The sequence below is a fragment of the Facklamia sp. P12955 genome, assembly GCF_050409565.1.
Classification (GTDB): domain Bacteria; phylum Bacillota; class Bacilli; order Lactobacillales; family Aerococcaceae; genus Facklamia.
Window position 1 is genome coordinate 1 of the sequence record NZ_JBNUPF010000033.1, and the last position, 15,612, is coordinate 15,612.

General features: G+C 37.5%; 18 protein-coding genes. 13 read left to right on the forward strand and 5 right to left on the reverse strand.

Features of this window, described 5'->3' with window-relative positions:
* Positions 1 to 87 precede the first annotated feature (87 nt).
* On the reverse strand, positions 88 to 627 hold the full coding sequence (locus tag ACQV2G_RS08245; protein ID WP_428873308.1) for a DUF4430 domain-containing protein: 540 nt from the start codon (positions 625 to 627) through the stop codon (positions 88 to 90).
* A 124-nt stretch (positions 628 to 751) separates the two neighbouring features.
* On the opposite strand from ACQV2G_RS08245, the gene tsaE reads away from it, so the two are divergent.
* From tsaE to ACQV2G_RS08290, 9 genes are all read left to right on the forward strand, one after another.
* Positions 752 to 1,240, forward strand: coding sequence for a tRNA (adenosine(37)-N6)-threonylcarbamoyltransferase complex ATPase subunit type 1 TsaE (tsaE, locus tag ACQV2G_RS08250; RefSeq protein WP_428873309.1), 489 nt, complete (start codon positions 752 to 754; stop codon positions 1,238 to 1,240).
* 3 nt (positions 1,241 to 1,243) lie between these two features.
* Positions 1,244 to 1,807, forward strand: coding sequence for an N-acetyltransferase family protein (locus ACQV2G_RS08255; protein WP_428873310.1), 564 nt, complete (start codon positions 1,244 to 1,246; stop codon positions 1,805 to 1,807).
* An 85-nt stretch (positions 1,808 to 1,892) separates the two neighbouring features.
* A complete protein-coding gene (murB, locus tag ACQV2G_RS08260) occupies positions 1,893 to 2,792 on the forward strand; it encodes a UDP-N-acetylmuramate dehydrogenase (RefSeq protein WP_428873312.1) in 900 nt (299 codons plus the stop codon).
* A gap of 179 nt (positions 2,793 to 2,971) precedes the next feature.
* Complete coding sequence (locus ACQV2G_RS08265; protein ID WP_428875104.1) at positions 2,972 to 4,081, forward strand: ABC transporter ATP-binding protein; 1,110 nt, start codon at positions 2,972 to 2,974, stop codon at positions 4,079 to 4,081.
* On the forward strand, positions 4,068 to 4,886 hold the full coding sequence (locus tag ACQV2G_RS08270; protein ID WP_428876583.1) for an ABC transporter permease: 819 nt from the start codon (positions 4,068 to 4,070) through the stop codon (positions 4,884 to 4,886). Before ACQV2G_RS08265 ends, ACQV2G_RS08270 begins: the two co-directional genes overlap by 14 nt.
* Positions 4,879 to 5,703 (forward strand): ABC transporter permease, encoded by an 825-nt coding sequence (locus ACQV2G_RS08275; RefSeq protein WP_428873316.1) that lies wholly within the window; start codon positions 4,879 to 4,881, stop codon positions 5,701 to 5,703. The genes ACQV2G_RS08270 and ACQV2G_RS08275 overlap by 8 nt, the downstream gene beginning before the upstream one ends.
* A gap of 2 nt (positions 5,704 to 5,705) precedes the next feature.
* Positions 5,706 to 6,782 carry an ABC transporter substrate-binding protein gene (locus ACQV2G_RS08280; RefSeq protein WP_428875105.1) on the forward strand — a complete coding sequence of 359 codons (1,077 nt, stop codon included), beginning with the start codon at positions 5,706 to 5,708 and terminating at the stop codon, positions 6,780 to 6,782.
* A 110-nt stretch (positions 6,783 to 6,892) separates the two neighbouring features.
* Positions 6,893 to 7,282 (forward strand): hypothetical protein, encoded by a 390-nt coding sequence (locus ACQV2G_RS08285; RefSeq protein ID WP_428875106.1) that lies wholly within the window; start codon positions 6,893 to 6,895, stop codon positions 7,280 to 7,282.
* A 219-nt stretch (positions 7,283 to 7,501) separates the two neighbouring features.
* Positions 7,502 to 8,458 (forward strand): glycosyltransferase family 2 protein, encoded by a 957-nt coding sequence (locus ACQV2G_RS08290; protein WP_428873320.1) that lies wholly within the window; start codon positions 7,502 to 7,504, stop codon positions 8,456 to 8,458.
* A gap of 108 nt (positions 8,459 to 8,566) precedes the next feature.
* Here ACQV2G_RS08290 and ACQV2G_RS08295 read toward each other — a convergent pair whose 3' ends face one another.
* Complete coding sequence (locus ACQV2G_RS08295) at positions 8,567 to 9,244, reverse strand: CpXC domain-containing protein (RefSeq protein WP_428873321.1); 678 nt, start codon at positions 9,242 to 9,244, stop codon at positions 8,567 to 8,569.
* A 151-nt stretch (positions 9,245 to 9,395) separates the two neighbouring features.
* Here ACQV2G_RS08295 and ACQV2G_RS08300 point away from each other — a divergent pair, with 151 nt between their 5' ends.
* From ACQV2G_RS08300 to ACQV2G_RS08315, 4 genes are read left to right on the forward strand one after another with little or no spacing between them, the layout of a single operon-like run.
* The gene (locus ACQV2G_RS08300) at positions 9,396 to 9,941 is read left to right on the forward strand and encodes a flavodoxin domain-containing protein (RefSeq protein WP_428873323.1); all 546 of its coding nucleotides are present in this window, start codon (positions 9,396 to 9,398) and stop codon (positions 9,939 to 9,941) included.
* Positions 9,942 to 9,958: 17 nt separating this feature from the next.
* On the forward strand, positions 9,959 to 10,654 hold the full coding sequence (gene rpiA, locus ACQV2G_RS08305) for a ribose-5-phosphate isomerase RpiA (protein WP_428875107.1): 696 nt from the start codon (positions 9,959 to 9,961) through the stop codon (positions 10,652 to 10,654).
* A 22-nt stretch (positions 10,655 to 10,676) separates the two neighbouring features.
* Positions 10,677 to 11,975 (forward strand): pyrimidine-nucleoside phosphorylase, encoded by a 1,299-nt coding sequence (locus ACQV2G_RS08310; RefSeq protein ID WP_428875108.1) that lies wholly within the window; start codon positions 10,677 to 10,679, stop codon positions 11,973 to 11,975.
* A gap of 25 nt (positions 11,976 to 12,000) precedes the next feature.
* Positions 12,001 to 12,555, forward strand: a complete 555-nt coding sequence (locus tag ACQV2G_RS08315; protein ID WP_428875110.1) for an ECF transporter S component — start codon at positions 12,001 to 12,003, stop codon at positions 12,553 to 12,555.
* A gap of 98 nt (positions 12,556 to 12,653) precedes the next feature.
* On the opposite strand, the gene ACQV2G_RS08320 is transcribed toward ACQV2G_RS08315, so the two are convergent.
* The 3 genes from ACQV2G_RS08320 to pyrF are packed head-to-tail and all read right to left on the reverse strand — an operon-like array spanning position 12,654 to position 15,348.
* The gene (locus ACQV2G_RS08320; RefSeq protein ID WP_428876584.1) at positions 12,654 to 13,895 is read right to left on the reverse strand and encodes an MFS transporter; all 1,242 of its coding nucleotides are present in this window, start codon (positions 13,893 to 13,895) and stop codon (positions 12,654 to 12,656) included.
* 52 nt (positions 13,896 to 13,947) lie between these two features.
* Positions 13,948 to 14,601 carry an orotate phosphoribosyltransferase gene (pyrE, locus tag ACQV2G_RS08325; RefSeq protein ID WP_428873329.1) on the reverse strand — a complete coding sequence of 218 codons (654 nt, stop codon included), beginning with the start codon at positions 14,599 to 14,601 and terminating at the stop codon, positions 13,948 to 13,950.
* A gap of 9 nt (positions 14,602 to 14,610) precedes the next feature.
* Positions 14,611 to 15,348 carry an orotidine-5'-phosphate decarboxylase gene (pyrF, locus tag ACQV2G_RS08330; protein ID WP_428876586.1) on the reverse strand — a complete coding sequence of 246 codons (738 nt, stop codon included), beginning with the start codon at positions 15,346 to 15,348 and terminating at the stop codon, positions 14,611 to 14,613.
* Positions 15,349 to 15,612: the final 264 nt, after the last annotated feature.

Consider the following 15,612-nt stretch of genomic DNA (forward strand, 5'->3'; position numbering starts at 1 on the left):
CTCGGGTCTTATTTTAAAGGTTATAGCAAAAATGGACTTATGATACAGCCCCTTTCTTACATTTATAGCATTTAATAGCTTTTTTGATTATTCTGCTGGAATAATTGTAACAGGAATATCATCGATAGTACCATAATACCATTCGATTTCATCACCGTCTTCTAATTTTTGAGAAACAACACCCAGCTCGGCAAATTGCTTGTTAATTAAATACACCCAAGTGTTTGGAGCGTAGTCATTCTCTACACCATCAATAATATCAACAACACCTTCATCTTCATTGAAGTTGAATTCTAACTCTTCAATCGCAGACATAGCCTCTAGAACACTCACACCACCGATATTATTTACTTCATATTCAAGAGGGGCTCCCGATTCTTGGTTAATAATGATTGTTGCAGTACCTTCTAGTCCCTCAGCATCATTAGCAGCTGTTTCAACAGTAGTTTCTTCCATTGTGGTTTCTTCAGCAGCCATGGTAGTATCTGTTTTTTCTTCTTCATTAGTAGTAACCTCTTCGGTAGGGGCATTTTCTACCTTTGCTTTATCATTTCCAGGCAACATATCGCAAGCGCCTAAAAAAACGGTTAAGATAAGTGCTGTGGATATTTGTAGTATTTTTTTCATCAACTGACCTCCTCGTTTTCTATTACTATAAAATTAGCAATAATCACCTCTAAAGTCAAATAATTCGATGTTTGCCGGAATCTTCGTTATACTTAATCTATCAGCAAGTGAATGGGGAAAAAAGATGATAAACTTTACAAGTCATAACTTAGAGGATACAAAAAGCCTGGCTAAAATATTAGCTAAAGTCATTCAACCAGGAAGTCTTATTTTGCTTTCAGGTCCATTGGGATCGGGGAAAACAGCTTTTACTCAGGCTTTTGGGCGTTCTTTAGGAATTGATAGAGCCATTAAAAGTCCGACTTATACCATAGTTAAAGAATATGAACTTCAGCAAGTAGCTGAGCGAGTGGTCCATATTGATGCATATCGCTTAGAAGAAGGTGGAGCGGATACTGTTGATTTTGATTTGTTTTTCGATCAACAGTCTATTTGTCTGGTTGAATGGCCACAATTTATTACAGATTATTTACCGAAAAGTCATATAGAGATAGCTTTCAAATTATTGGATCAAAACCAACGTCAAATAGAAATAAGTTTATCGCCACAAGCAGATAATAAGCATCAAATCATCTTTCAAAAGTTTAGAGATCATATAGAAAGGGGCGATTAAACAATGTCTTATCGAGAAAATCCAGACCAAGAAAAACAAGTCGAAATGGTCGAAGAAGAGATTCAACTGTCAATTCGTCAAGCCCAAGTCAAAGATGCTCGCGCCATTTTAGGATTAATGAGACATATCGGTAAAGATACCAATTATCTTACAACCGGACCTGAAGGATTATCTCTGGATGTTCAGCAAGAAAAAGAATTGATTCGAAACTACCTGTTGGCTAAAAAATCATTATTATTAATTATTGAAGTTGACGATCAAGTTATTGGAATCGGTAATTTAGCTAATTTCTCAAGTCACAAGCAAGACCATATCGCTGAAATAGGAGTATCGATTGTGAAAGAATATTGGGGCTATGGAATTGGCAAAATGATTGTGCAAGAATTAATTGATTTTGCCAAAAAAGTTGATTTAAAAATTTTAACTTTAGAAGTGGTCACTGAAAATCAACGGGCTGTCCGACTTTATAAATCGTTTGGATTTGATATCAAAGGAACTTTAAGTCAGCGTTTAAGACATGGTCATTTTTATTACGATGTCTATACTATGGAAAAAAATCTTGCGTAAATCGCTTACATAAAAGGATGCCACTTTACAAGTGACATCCTTTTAACTAGAATGGAATGACGATTATACTGAAGGGGAAAATAAAATGAATTTACTAGAAAAATTTCCTAACATCAAAATATTAAAAGATGAGCCTCTATCAAAATATACTTATACAAAAACAGGTGGTAAGGCAGATTATTTGGTCTTTCCTCATGATCGCTTTCAAGTGGAAACCATTGTGAACTATGTAAAAAATCAGCCGTTAGATTTAACGGTTTTAGGTAATGCTTCCAACTTAATAGTAAAAGATGGTGGCATTCGTGGCGTTGTCATCATGATGACTGAGATGAAGTCGATGCGACGCATCGATTCTAACATCCTTGAAGCGGAATCAGGGGCGTCATTGATTAAACTAACTCACTTAGCGCTCGAACATTCACTTACAGGCCTGGAGTTTGCTTGTGGTATACCAGGCTCGATCGGTGGGGCTGTTTATATGAATGCGGGGGCCTATGGCGGAGAAGTCAAAGATGTCATTGATGAAGTCGATGTAATCAGTCGTGATGGCTTAATTAAAACCTTTAAAAATCCAGACTGTCATTTTTCTTATCGCCATTCTGTTTTTCAAGAGCAAAATGATTTGATTTTATCTGTTCGTTTTAAATTGCAAGCTGGTGACTTTGCACATATAGAAGAAGAAATGGATCATCTAACACATTTACGCCAATCCAAGCAGCCTTTAGAATATCCTTCATGTGGATCTGTTTTCAAGAGACCTGAAGGTTATTATACAGGGAAGTTAATCCAAGATGCTGGTCTACAGGGCTATCGTATCGGTGGAGCTGAAGTGTCTAAGAAGCATGCAGGCTTTATTGTCAATGTGGATAATGCAACGGCAACAAACTATACTGACTTAATTGCTTTTATCCAAGCAACTATTTGGGAAAAGAACCAAGTACATCTAGAAACAGAAGTCCGTATTATTGGTGAGGATGTCGAATAATTTATTTATAGATTAGGAGTCACATGTGTACATGTGGCTTTTTTAATGTTTACAGATAGATTACTGAATATTAATGTTTGTCGATTTTTATTTTAAAATCTAACTTACAAAGCGTGAGTATAACATGATATAATCGGGCGGAAGGTTTCCTTCAAAAAATACAAAAGAGGGTGTCAAGCATGAGTGAAGCATTACTAAGTGTCGAGTTAAAGAACGTTTCAAAGCACTTTGATGATCAAATGGTATTAAAAAATATTAATATGGAGTTGGAACAAGGACAGTTTTATACTTTGCTTGGACCATCAGGATGCGGTAAAACAACAATTTTAAGAATTATCGCAGGCTTTACTCAAGCAAGTGAAGGGACAGTATCGATTGAAGGAAATGAAGTAACCAACATTCCTGCTAATAAACGTAAAGTTAATACCGTTTTTCAAGATTATGCACTTTTTCCACATATGAATGTTTTTGATAATATTGCCTTTGGTTTATCTGTCAAAAATGTTGACAAACAAATCATTAAAAACAAAGTTCAAGCTGCGCTTAAGCAGGTGCGGTTAGATGGGTATGAAGAACGAAATATTAATGAAATGTCAGGTGGTCAAAAACAAAGGGTAGCGATTGCACGCGCACTGGTCAATGAGCCGGACGTTCTACTTTTAGATGAGCCCTTATCAGCTTTAGACTTAAAATTAAGAACCGATATGCAGTATGAATTACGTGAATTACAACAGCGTCTAGGGATTACTTTCGTTTTTGTCACACATGATCAAGAAGAAGCTTTAGCTATGTCTGATTGGATTTTTGTTATGGATAGAGGAGAAATTGTGCAATCGGGTACGCCTTCAGATATTTATGATGAGCCGATTAATCGATACGTTGCTGACTTTATTGGAGAATCAAATATTATTGATGCAACCATGATGGCTGATTACCGGGTTAAATTTGTCGGTCATGAATTCGATTGTGAGGATGCAGGGATTCCTAAAGGCGAAGCAGTAGAGGTTGTGATTCGACCAGAAGATGTAAAAATCACTGCTCCTAATCAGGGTCAGATTAACGCAACAGTTGATACTATGCTCTTTAGAGGGATGTTCAATGAAATTATTGCCTATGATGATGAGCAAAACGAATGGATGATTCACACAACAGAGAAGGTTGATATTGGACAAAAAATCGGTTTGCAAATTGGTCCGGATGAAATTCATGTTATGAGATTTAATGAAACAGAGGAGGAATTTGACGCTCGTTTAGAGCAATATGAGGAGGGGGAAAATGAAGAAGACTAATATTCATTTGTTGGCTATCCTCTATTATTTATGGCTAGCCATCTTTGTGATTACTCCCTTACTAGTGCTTTTTCAACGGTCATTTATAGGCATTGATGGACAATTTACCCTAGCTAACTACCAGCATTTTTTCACTTCAATGGAATATATCCGAATGACTCTGTCTTCCTTTTGGTATGCCTTTCTTGTAACTTTATTCACTTTTTTATTAGCCTACCCACTAGCTTATATTCTTTCTAAAAGCAAAAATAAAGACTTGTGGTTGATGCTGATTATTTTACCAACATGGATTAATTTATTGCTTAAAACCTATGCCTTCATAGGCATCTTAGGTAATTCGGGTCCTTTAAATAATTTCTTTGAAGCGCTTGGTTTCGGTAGACAACAGTTGCTGTTTACTGATGTTTCCTTCCTTCTAGTAGCAGCTTATATTGAGTTGCCTTTTATGTTCTTGCCGATTTTCAACTCAATCAATGAGATTCAACCCAGTCTATTAGAAGCGGCCTATGACTTGGGAGCATCTAAGATGACCATCATTCGGCGTGTGATTTTTCCTTTATCACTGAGAGGAGTGCGCTCGGGTGTCCAAGCGGTCTTCATTCCTTCTCTTTCTCTTTTCATGCTTACCCGCTTAATTGGAGGAAACCGTGTAATCACTTTAGGTACGGCTGTTGAGCAGCATTTCTTAGTTACCCAGGATTGGGGGATGGGATCAACCATCGGTGTAGTTTTAATGTTGATTATGTTCATCATTCTATTTACTACTAGGGATCGTTCTAAGGCAGGAGGTGGTCAAGATGCATAAAACTAAAAAAAGAATGGGTTCTACCCTTTATATTGCGTTTGTCTTTTTATTAATGTACGCACCTTTGATTTATTTAATGTTTTATTCCTTTAATGCTGGTGGAGACATGACTAACTTTTCTGGTTTTACGCTAGAGCATTATCAAACCCTTTTTGAAGATAAACGTCTGATGACCTTCATCTTAAACACCTTTATTATCGCTCTTTTATCCGCTTTAATTGCAACCATCATTGGCACTCTAGGAGCGATAGCTATTTATTACTATCGTTCTAATCGTAGTCGTCAAGCTATTCTTAATCTAAATTCAGTCTTAATGGTTACACCCGATGTCATGATGGGAGCTAGCTTTCTCTTGATGTTTTCATTCTTATTAAAGTTTGAATTTGGCTTCACCACTGTTTTGTTATCACATATTGCATTTAATGTGCCGATAGTGGTTTTAATGGTCTTGCCAAGACTTTATGAAATGAATCCAGCCATGATTACGGCGGCTCAAGACTTGGGAGCCAACCAGAATCAGATTCTATCAAGAATTATTTTACCTTCCATTAAAAGTGGTGTTTTAGCCGGTTACTTCATGGCTTTCACCTATTCCTTAGATGATTTTGCTGTTACTTTCTTTATAACTGGGAATGGTTTCTCAACGTTATCAGTTGAGGTATATTCACGTGCTAGAACAGGGGTAAGCTTGGAAATTAATGCGCTCTCTACTTTAATGTTCTTGTTAGCTTTACTTTTAGTCTTTGGCTATTACACGCTCAGGGTCGGAGAACAGCGAAAAGCAGCACTTAAAATGCGTCAAGCTAGAGGAGGTTAGTAATGAAAGCATTAGTAAAAGTAATGATTGCCATTCTACTTGCAGTGGCTTTGATGTTTGTTGGGCGTTACTACCTACAATCTAGTCAAGGATTAACGGGTGAGAGTAATATTGTCAATTTTTATAATTGGGGCGATTATATTGATCCTGATTTAATCGATGAGTTTGAAGAAGAAACGGGTTATGTGGTAGTTTATGAAACCTTTGATTCTAATGAGGCCATGCTCACAAAAATTCAACAAGCTGGTACCAATTATGATTTAATTGGGCCGAGTGAATACATGGTAGAAACAATGATGGAAATGGATTTATTAGAAAAAATTGATCATAAACGCTTACCTAATCTCAAACATATTGATGAAGAATTTATGGACCAGCCTTTTGATCGAGGCAATCAATATTCAGTGCCATATTTTTGGGGTACTTTAGGTATTCTTTATGATAGCAGTCAAATTGCGGAAGACGAAATTACCAGTTGGAATGACCTTTGGCGAGAAGAATATCGTAATAAGATTATGATAATTGATGGCGCCCGTGAAGTGATTGGGATTGGTCTGCAATCAGAAGGGCATTCACTTAATGAAACAGATAGTGAACTTATTGCTAAGGCCACTCAAAAGATGAAACAATTAATGCCTAATATCCTGGCTTTACTTGCAGATGAAATTAAAATGTATGCGACAATCGGAGAAGCCCCAATAGCCGTTACTTATTCAGGCGAAGCTGCCATGGCTATGTATGACAATGAAAATTTAGCCTATATGGTTCCGAAAGAAGGGTCTAACATTTGGTTTGATACCTTGGCCATTCCTAAAGGTGCAAAAAATCTCGAAGGTGCACACGCTTTAATGGATTTCTTGATGCGCCCAGATATAGCAGCTAGAAATGCTGAATATATTGGATACGCTACCCCTAATAAGGATGCCATTGATTTAATGGATCCAGAAGTAATTGCCGATCCGGCCTTTTATCCTCCGCAAGAAATTATTGATCATTTAGAAATTTATCGTAACCTTGGTCAAGAAAAATTGATCGAATATAATGATGAATATTTACGTATTAAATTAGAACCGCGCTAATTCTTTATTGAGAGTATAAATTTACATAAACTTAACAGTAAATAGGCTACAAAATTCATAATCAACGGTTAAACTTATTAAGGATTTATGATTGGAAGGGAGAGATCGTTTTGCAACTTGTTAATAAGCGGTTAACTATTAAAGATTATGAAGACCCATCAGCTTCTTTTATCATTGAACGCTTAGAGCTTCCAGCTACTATTAGTTATTTAGTGTTTGAATTCAATATCTATCTGGGGGATTATGCGATTGACTCATTAATGGCTTATGATTCACACTATAATTTAAGAATCGATATTCAAAATGTTTGTCAAGGTCGACGGATTATTCTAAGTATTGATGAGTTAGAATCAAGCAGTGGAACACGTCCAGGCATTCTTCCATCAGGTGAGTGGATCTTAGTATTTAAATTAGCGGACCCCATACCCAAGTGCGAGTGGTTGTTCGAGTATTCCATTGAAGCCAAAGAGTTGAGTCAGCCATCACTTAAAAACATCTAACTGTTCTTAGCAATTAAGATGGTTTTAATCTTTAACAATAAACTTAAACACTAATTTATTTATGGGTGTTTAAGTTTATTTTTTTGAAAGGGCACCGTGGGATCGACTGTTTTATGAAAAAATTTTAATAATAGACAGTTTGATGTGAATTTGATATATAATAATAGGACAAGTGACTTGCAAATTTAATTAGCAAGTATTAAGAAATGAGGAATCTTTTTGGTTAGAAAAAATGTAATGACTGTTGTTGTTCCTTGTTATAATGAACAAAAGACAATCCAGCCGTTTATTGAGGCAATTTTAAAAGTTCAAAAAGACCTAAAAGAAGTTGAAATTGAATTACTATTAATAGATGATGGGTCAACCGATCAAACCCTAAATGCTATTAAAGAAGTGGTTCAGCAATATCCAGACAGCATTGAATACCTATCTTTTTCACGCAATTTTGGTAAAGAAGCAGGTCTTTATGCCGGCTTGAAACACGCCAAAGGTGAGTATGTTGCAATTATGGATGCGGATTTACAAGATCCACCGATGATGTTAGTAGATATGTATCGAATGATTCTAGATCCAAATGTCGATGTGGTAGCAACCAGAAGGACTTCTAGAGAAGGCGAACCAGTTGTTCGTTCTTTTTTTGCCCGCCTTTTTTACAAATTGAATAATTTAATTTCGCGCCTTGAGTTAGCAGAAGGTACGCGAGATTATCGTTTGATGAAGGCACAAGTCGTAGATGCCGTTGTATCTATGGGTGAGTATAATCGCTTTTCAAAAGGGATTTTCTCATGGGTTGGTTTTAAAGTGAAATATTTAGAATACCCTAATATTAAACGCATTGCTGGTCAATCCTCATGGTCATTTAGAAGTTTGTTCGATTATGCTATCGATGGCTTAATTTCTTTTTCGGACTTTCCATTAACAATTGCTAGTTTCTTAGGTCTTTTCAGTATTGGCACAGCTTTGGTTTGGGGTATCTACTTACTAGTGGCTTTTTTACTTTATCAAGTAAGCGCTTCTGCGATCAGTCTCTTGGCCTTATTAATATTATTTATGGGTGGCTTTCAATTTTTATGCTTAGGTATTATTGGCAAGTACATTTCTAAAATTTTTACCGAAGATAAACGACGACCTATATATTTGGTGAGAGAAGAGAAGCTTTTTGAAGAAGATGACTAGGATAATTATTTAAAAATGAGTCTGATAATATAAAAGAACAGCCTGCACATGCTTGTGTAGGCTGTTCTTGATTTGAGTGTGTAAATTGTTGGGGAATGGTGATAAGACCTATTCTTCATCTAACATTGGCTGACCTGGTCCGGGTTGGTGATTGGCAATATTGCTTGCCCATTCATAGTCCACCATAATAAATTGCCCGAGATAATCGTTTTTTAATTCTTTAGCAAACTTATCAAGAATGAAGTCTGTAAGCGATGGATGGTAATCAACCATAAGCTGCTCATCTTCTGTAAGATAAAGGAATTTATCTTGATTATCTTTGTGAATAAAGAAGCGGTTAAGTACTTTTCGATTCGGTTCTTGTTGAGCAAATAGGCCATCTGTTAATACTTTTACAACTTCCATTACCTGATCATTAAATCCTCGATCAAAAATCTGGATTTTTTCAATCAGTTGAGGGGCTGAAGTTACAACTCTTAAATGATAATCACTAATATCAATCCCTTCCTCAGCTGTCATTAAGCTAAGACCTTTTAATATTTTTTCGCGATTTTCTTTAAAATTAGGTGCTAAATATATCAAAAGCTTGAGTTTTGGATCATGATAGAGAATTTGAGTTTCTATTTGTCTTTTGGCCCCACATTGATCGCATTCAAAGGCTAGAAGCTGACCTTCTAATAGTTGTTGTTTTAATTCGGGGTGTTTTTGACTATTGATAGCAGTTTCGATGATATGTTCCTGCTTAGCTTGGCATACTGGACACTCTAAGTGGATTGTTTGTGGCATTCAATTGCCTCCTTTATCGGATTAATAATTCTAGTATATCAAAAATGAGGAAAGATGCGAAAGAATCATTAATATAATCTTGTAAGCGATTAACACATTGTCTTAAACTGTGCTATAATAGCTAAAGTAATAGGTATAGAGGGGGGAATATATGAAAAGTTTAATTATTTATGAATCACCTTATGGATCTACCTTAATTTATGCTAGAGCCCTCCAAAGAGTCTTTGACTTTCCGATGGTAGCTTTAAGTGAGGTTGATCGAACTACTTTGAACCACTATGATTTAATTATTGTAGGCACCTTTGTTTTCTCCGGAAGGATTTTTAAGTCGACTTTGATTAATCAGTTGATGAATCGCTACCGCGAACCGAGTTGGGTCTTATTCACTGTGGGCATTTCTACCCCAAATCTTACCAACTTTACGAAACTATTAAAAGAAACCTTTACAGCTAGAGTCTATCAACAATTAGCAACCTTTCATTATCGTGGTCGAATTGCCTCTAAGCGCTTTTCTTTAATGTACTTAGCTTCCAAAAGAATGAAGCGTCAACCAGGCACTAGCCTGGATGATGTGATTTTGGGCCCCGAGGAATGGCATTTGTTGGATTATCATGGAGGAACGGCTGAAAAAGAGGATTTAAAGCAAATAGCGAATATGGTAGAGTATATACGTGAAATTGTACAATACATTGGATAATGGAGGAATCGAATAAGATGGAAGAAGCAAAAAAACGAGTGGGCAAATATGCAGCCTCTTATGTTGAAGATGGTATGGTGGTCGGATTAGGGACTGGCTCAACGGCATATTGGTTTATTGAAGAGCTAGGACGCCGTTTCCAAGCAGGAGAACTCAATAATATTTTAACAGTCTCTACTTCTGATCGCTCTTCTGAACAGGCTTTAAAATTAGGCTTACCCTTAAAAGAAATTGAAGATGTCAATCGCATCGATCTGTTAGTAGATGGAGCGGACGAAACAACTCGTCAATTCGCCGGTATTAAAGGCGGTGGTGGTGCGCTTTTGCATGAAAAAATTATTGCTGAAAACAGTGATAAGATTATTTGGATTATGGATGAGAGTAAATTAGTTAACCAATTAGGGAAATTTCCTCTTCCAGTAGAAGTAGTTCGCTTTGGCTCATGGAAAGTTTATGATGCTTTTAAAAGCGCTGGGATGAAACCAAGCTTTAGAAGAATTGAAGATGACAGGCTTTTCATTACCGATTCCGGCAATTATATCATTGACCTCCATTTAGAAGAGATTCCTAATCCCCAAGTGTTGGCAGCCGAGATTAAGTCTAAGGTTGGAGTAGTTGAGCATGGCCTTTTCTTAAATTATGCCGATATCATTCTGGTTGCCCAAGCTGATGGAGAAATTATTAAAATCGAACGTAGTGGTGAAGTAAATTAGACAATATTAAGGATGATGAAGTATGAGAATGGTAGATTTAATCCATAAAAAACAAGAAAATCAAGCATTGACCCAAGCTGAAATCCAATATATTATTAACGGATTTACTAAGGGAGAAATTCCTGATTACCAAATGGCCGCCTTGAATATGGCAGTTTACTTTAATGGCATGAATGCTAAAGAAGTTAGTTATTTGACCATGGCTATGGTTGAATCAGGCGATCAGATCGATCTCTCTGCTATCAAAGGCATCAAAGTAGATAAACATTCGACCGGAGGTGTTGGAGATACAACCACTCTAGTCCTAGCTCCCTTAGTAGCTTCTTGTGGTGTTCCGGTGGCTAAGATGTCAGGGCGTGGTTTAGGCCATACGGGTGGTACGCTGGATAAACTTGAAACAATCAAGGGCTTTAATTTTGAAATCGCTGAAGCTGCCTTTATTGCTCAAGTAAACCAACACCAAGTGGCCGTGGTCGGACAAACTGGCGATTTAACCCCAGCTGATAAAAAGCTGTATGCTTTAAGAGATGTCACTTCTACTGTCCAGTCTATTCCTTTAATTGCTTCTTCCATTATGTCTAAGAAAATTGCTTCGGGTGCTGATGCAATTGTCCTAGATGTAAAAGTAGGCGATGGCGCCTTTATGAAGACAATCGAGATGGCCGAAGAGTTGGCCAACACCATGGTTGAAATAGGCAATCATTTAGGTCGTAAAACAGTAGCCATCTTATCTAATATGGATCAGCCATTAGGCTTTGCAATTGGTAATACCTTAGAGGTCAATGAAGCTGTGGAAACCTTAAAAGGTAAAGGTCCGCAAGATCTAACGGAGCTTTGTCTGAATCTTGGAGCACAAATGCTCTTGTCTGCTGAGAAAGTAAAAAGTTTGCCAGAAGGTATTGAAATGTTGCAAGCGCAGATTGACTCAGGAGCAGCCTTAGAAAAATTCCGTGAATTTATTGAGATTCAAGGAGGAGATGCTTCATTCATTGATAATCCGGAACAATTAGGTAAAGCCAAGTATCAAATTCCGTATTTAGCTAAAAAATCAGGTGTAGTTAGTCACTGGGTAGCCGATTTAGTGGGTGAAGCAGCGATGGTTTTAGGAGCGGGTCGTGCGGTTAAAGAAGATGAAATTGATCCAGTAGTAGGCATTGTCTTAAAAGCTAAGGTAGGAGATCCTGTTCAAGAAGGAGATCCACTCGCAATCATCCATTCCAATCGGGAAGATATTGATGACTGCTTGAAGCGACTAGACCAAGCTATTCAAATCGCTGATACAGCTAAAGAATTACCTCTAATTTATAAAACAATTGATTAAAATACGCAAGAAGAAGGAAGTTACTATGTCAAATAACAAAACGTTTAAGTATGTTCAAATCGGGATTTATGCTGCTTTAATCATCGCTGCGATTACCTTTATCCGTGTCCCGATGCCATCCGCCATCTCTAATTCTTTTGTTCATCCAGGGAATGCCTTGGTGATTTTAGCAGTTTTACTAATGGGGTTCAAACGTGGTACGGCTGCTGCTTTAATAGGGCTTTTCCTCTTTGATAGCTTGAATGGTTATTTCTATGTCGTTCATTTTACCCTTTTAGAAAACCTCTTGGTTTTGATTATGGTCTCATTCATATATAATAAATTCTTCCATAAAAAGGATAGTATGAGTCATATTGTGACATTAGGAATCGTAGGAGCATTAACTAAGATTGTATTAATCTTTGGTAAGCATATTATCAATCAAATGATCTTAGGAGCCACATCTTCTGCAGCAATTGCGATGGCGATTTCAGCCATGCCAGCCAGTCTTTTTACAGGACTTGTTACAGCAATTTTAGTGCCAGTTTTATATTTCCCTTTAAAGAAAATTTTCCAACGCTATCATACAATTGGTGAGTAAATTTACCACTTGGGGTTCAGTCTTTAAGGCTGAACCTTTTTAATTGGTAAAATTTAATGGCCCTCGACGCTTTAAGTCGAGGGCTTTACTAAATTGTCTTAAACTTTAGCTGGTTCAAGTGCAGGGCTGTTTGTATGGATGGTTTGATATCTCTCTTGCTTGAGGTTTTTAATCGAAATCATAAAGCAGAAGGATATAATATATAGACTGGCTAGGAAAAACATAACTGCACGCATCGCATAGTTTTCTAAAATCATTCCAATGATGAGAGAAGAGAAACCACCGATTGCACGACCAACATTTAAAATGATGTTATTAGCTACTGCTCTGACTTGAAGGGGGTATAAGCGCGTAACCATAGCGCCATAGCCGGCAAACATTCCATTAACAAAGAAGCCCATTAAAGCACCGCCAAGTAAAAGGCTTAAGGCAGAATGGACATAAGTAAAAGCGAAAACCGAGATAGCTGATAGGATGAGGAAAATGCCATAAACTAAACGTGGACCAAACATATCTAGAAAATAACCGAAGACTAACATACCGATCGACATTCCTACAATAGTAGTAATCATCCAAAGGTTAGAGTTACCCAGGCTGATCCCTAATTTACCTTGCATCATAGTTGGTAACCAGTTCATCATTCCAAAGTAACCAGCAATTTGAACAGAAGTCATCACCATTAAAGCAATGGTTTGATGGGCTAGAGCAGGTGTTTTGAAGAGGTCAGAGATTTTACCTGCTTGTTGACGGTCGACTTTCTGGCTACCACGATCAGTGATTTGATCTTCTTTAATCATAAAGTGCATGTAAGCCACTAAGATTAACGGCAGAACACCTAGAGCGAAAAGTCCTCTCCAACCAAAGACGGGTGCAATTAAGCTGGCTAAAACAGCGGATGTAATCGAACCGATTTGTCCCATGACACCATTCAGTGAGGAGATACGACCCATTTTGTTGCTTGGTACAATACCCGCCATGATTGCTAAGGCAACACCGTACTCACCACCAACTCCAATACCAGCTAAGAAGCGTAAAGCTAAAAGGCTATTGATGCTTTGACTAAAGAAGATAAGGGCTGTGGCTGCAGAAAAAATTGCGACGGTCCATTTTAATACTTTATATTTGTTATAGCGGTCTGCTAAGACCCCAAAGACAAGTCCCCCAAACAGCATTCCGAAGTTAGTAATGGTTCCAATCCAACCGGCTTGAGTAGAGGAAATATTCAAATCAGCAATAATAGAGGATAGGGAAAAGGCCAAAAACATCACATTGACATCATCTAAACCAGAGGCAATCATTGAAGTAATGAGGGCACGACGATCATAATTTATAGTTTTCATAACAACTCTCCTTAATAAAAGTTCACGGACTTTTTTAATTAATATTTTGACTTTAGTTAAAAGCTTGACTCCAAGCTTGAGGATCTTTGTACCAATTGGCTAAGCTTTGCTTATGACTTGCAAAATCAGGTTTTTGGGTAACCGTATCGATCAGAGTGGCATAATCACTCAAGGTGACTAGCGGGAAAGATTCTTTAGCAAAATTTTGACGACCGGCATCTAATAAGTAATTAAAGATAGCTAGGGCCCCAATCACTTGACCACCAGCATTTTGAACGGCGTGAGCCGCTTTAATGACGCTCCCACCGGTTGAAATCAAGTCTTCAATCATTAGGACTTTTTGTCCTGGATTTAAGTGGCCTTCAATTTGATTGTGCATGCCGTGTCCTTTAGGACTAGACCGCACATAAATCATTGGTAAGTTTAATTCTTGTGCCAAGAAAGCAGCGTGAGGAATACCAGCAGTAGCTGTACCCGCGATCACTTCGACCTGTGCAAAGTTTTCTTTAACGGCTGCTACCATAGCTTCAATTAAAAGCTGCCGGCTTTGCGGATGGCTAATAATTAGGCGGTTATCACAATAAATGGGTGATTTTAAACCGCTTGACCAGGTAAAAGGGGGATCTAAGCTGATTTTAACTGCTTCAATATCCAAGAGGATATTAGCAATCTTTTCTTTACTGCTGGTTTGATGAACGTTTTCCATGATGACCTCCTATTTTAATAATTTTTGTGCTTCAGCTATTTTTTCAACTATGTCCATGTAAGCCGCTTTTGGATTATCTGCCTGGGTAATTGGACGACCAATCACGAGATAATCACTGAGATTTTTAACAGCAGTTTGGACATCAGCGATACGGTGCTGGTCATCCGTACAATTTATCGTTTGTGGGCGTATTCCTGGTGTAACCGTTAGGAAGTTAGTATGAGTGACCTCTTTGATCGCCTTAGCTTCATGGGGTGAGCAAACTACACCGTCAAGGCCTGCTTGGTGACTTAATTTGGCATAGTGTAAGGTTGAAGTTTCTAAACCGGCAGTAATCAGTTGTTCTTCTTCCACTTGTTGGTTAGAAGTAGAAGTCAGTTGAGTGACTGCAATCAAAAGGGGTTCTTTTTGACCAGAAGGTGTCCCTTGTATCAGACCTTCTTTGGCTGCTTCCATCATTTTAAGTCCACCTGCCGCATGGACATTAACCATGGCTACACCCAATTGAGCGAGAATTCGCATGGATCTCATCACGGTGTTAGGGATGTCATGGAGTTTAAGGTCAAGAAAAACAGCATGACCCTGACTGGAAATGGTTTCTAAAAGTTGAGGGCCTCCCAAATAGAAAACTTCCATGCCTATTTTTATATTATGGGGACCTTGGGGTAAAAGCTTTAAAAAGTCTAAGATTTCTTGATCACTGGCAAAATCAAGCGCAATAATGGGTAGTTGAGGATTGAGTTCCATAAAGTCCACCTTTCTAATAAAAAACGCCTAACCACATATTCGGTTAGGCATAAAAGATATATCCATAAAAGCATGCCCAAAGGCATACTCAGGGTGTGGATCTTCTTTCATGCTTCTCTGAACATGTTTAAAGCGATCGTTTCAAATTGTTAAGAGTATAAAATGAATCAAAGGAATTGTCAATAGGAAAATAAACATTAAAAAAATTATGTGTTAAACGTAAATGATAATGTCTCAAGAGAACACAAATCAAAATGTCCCACT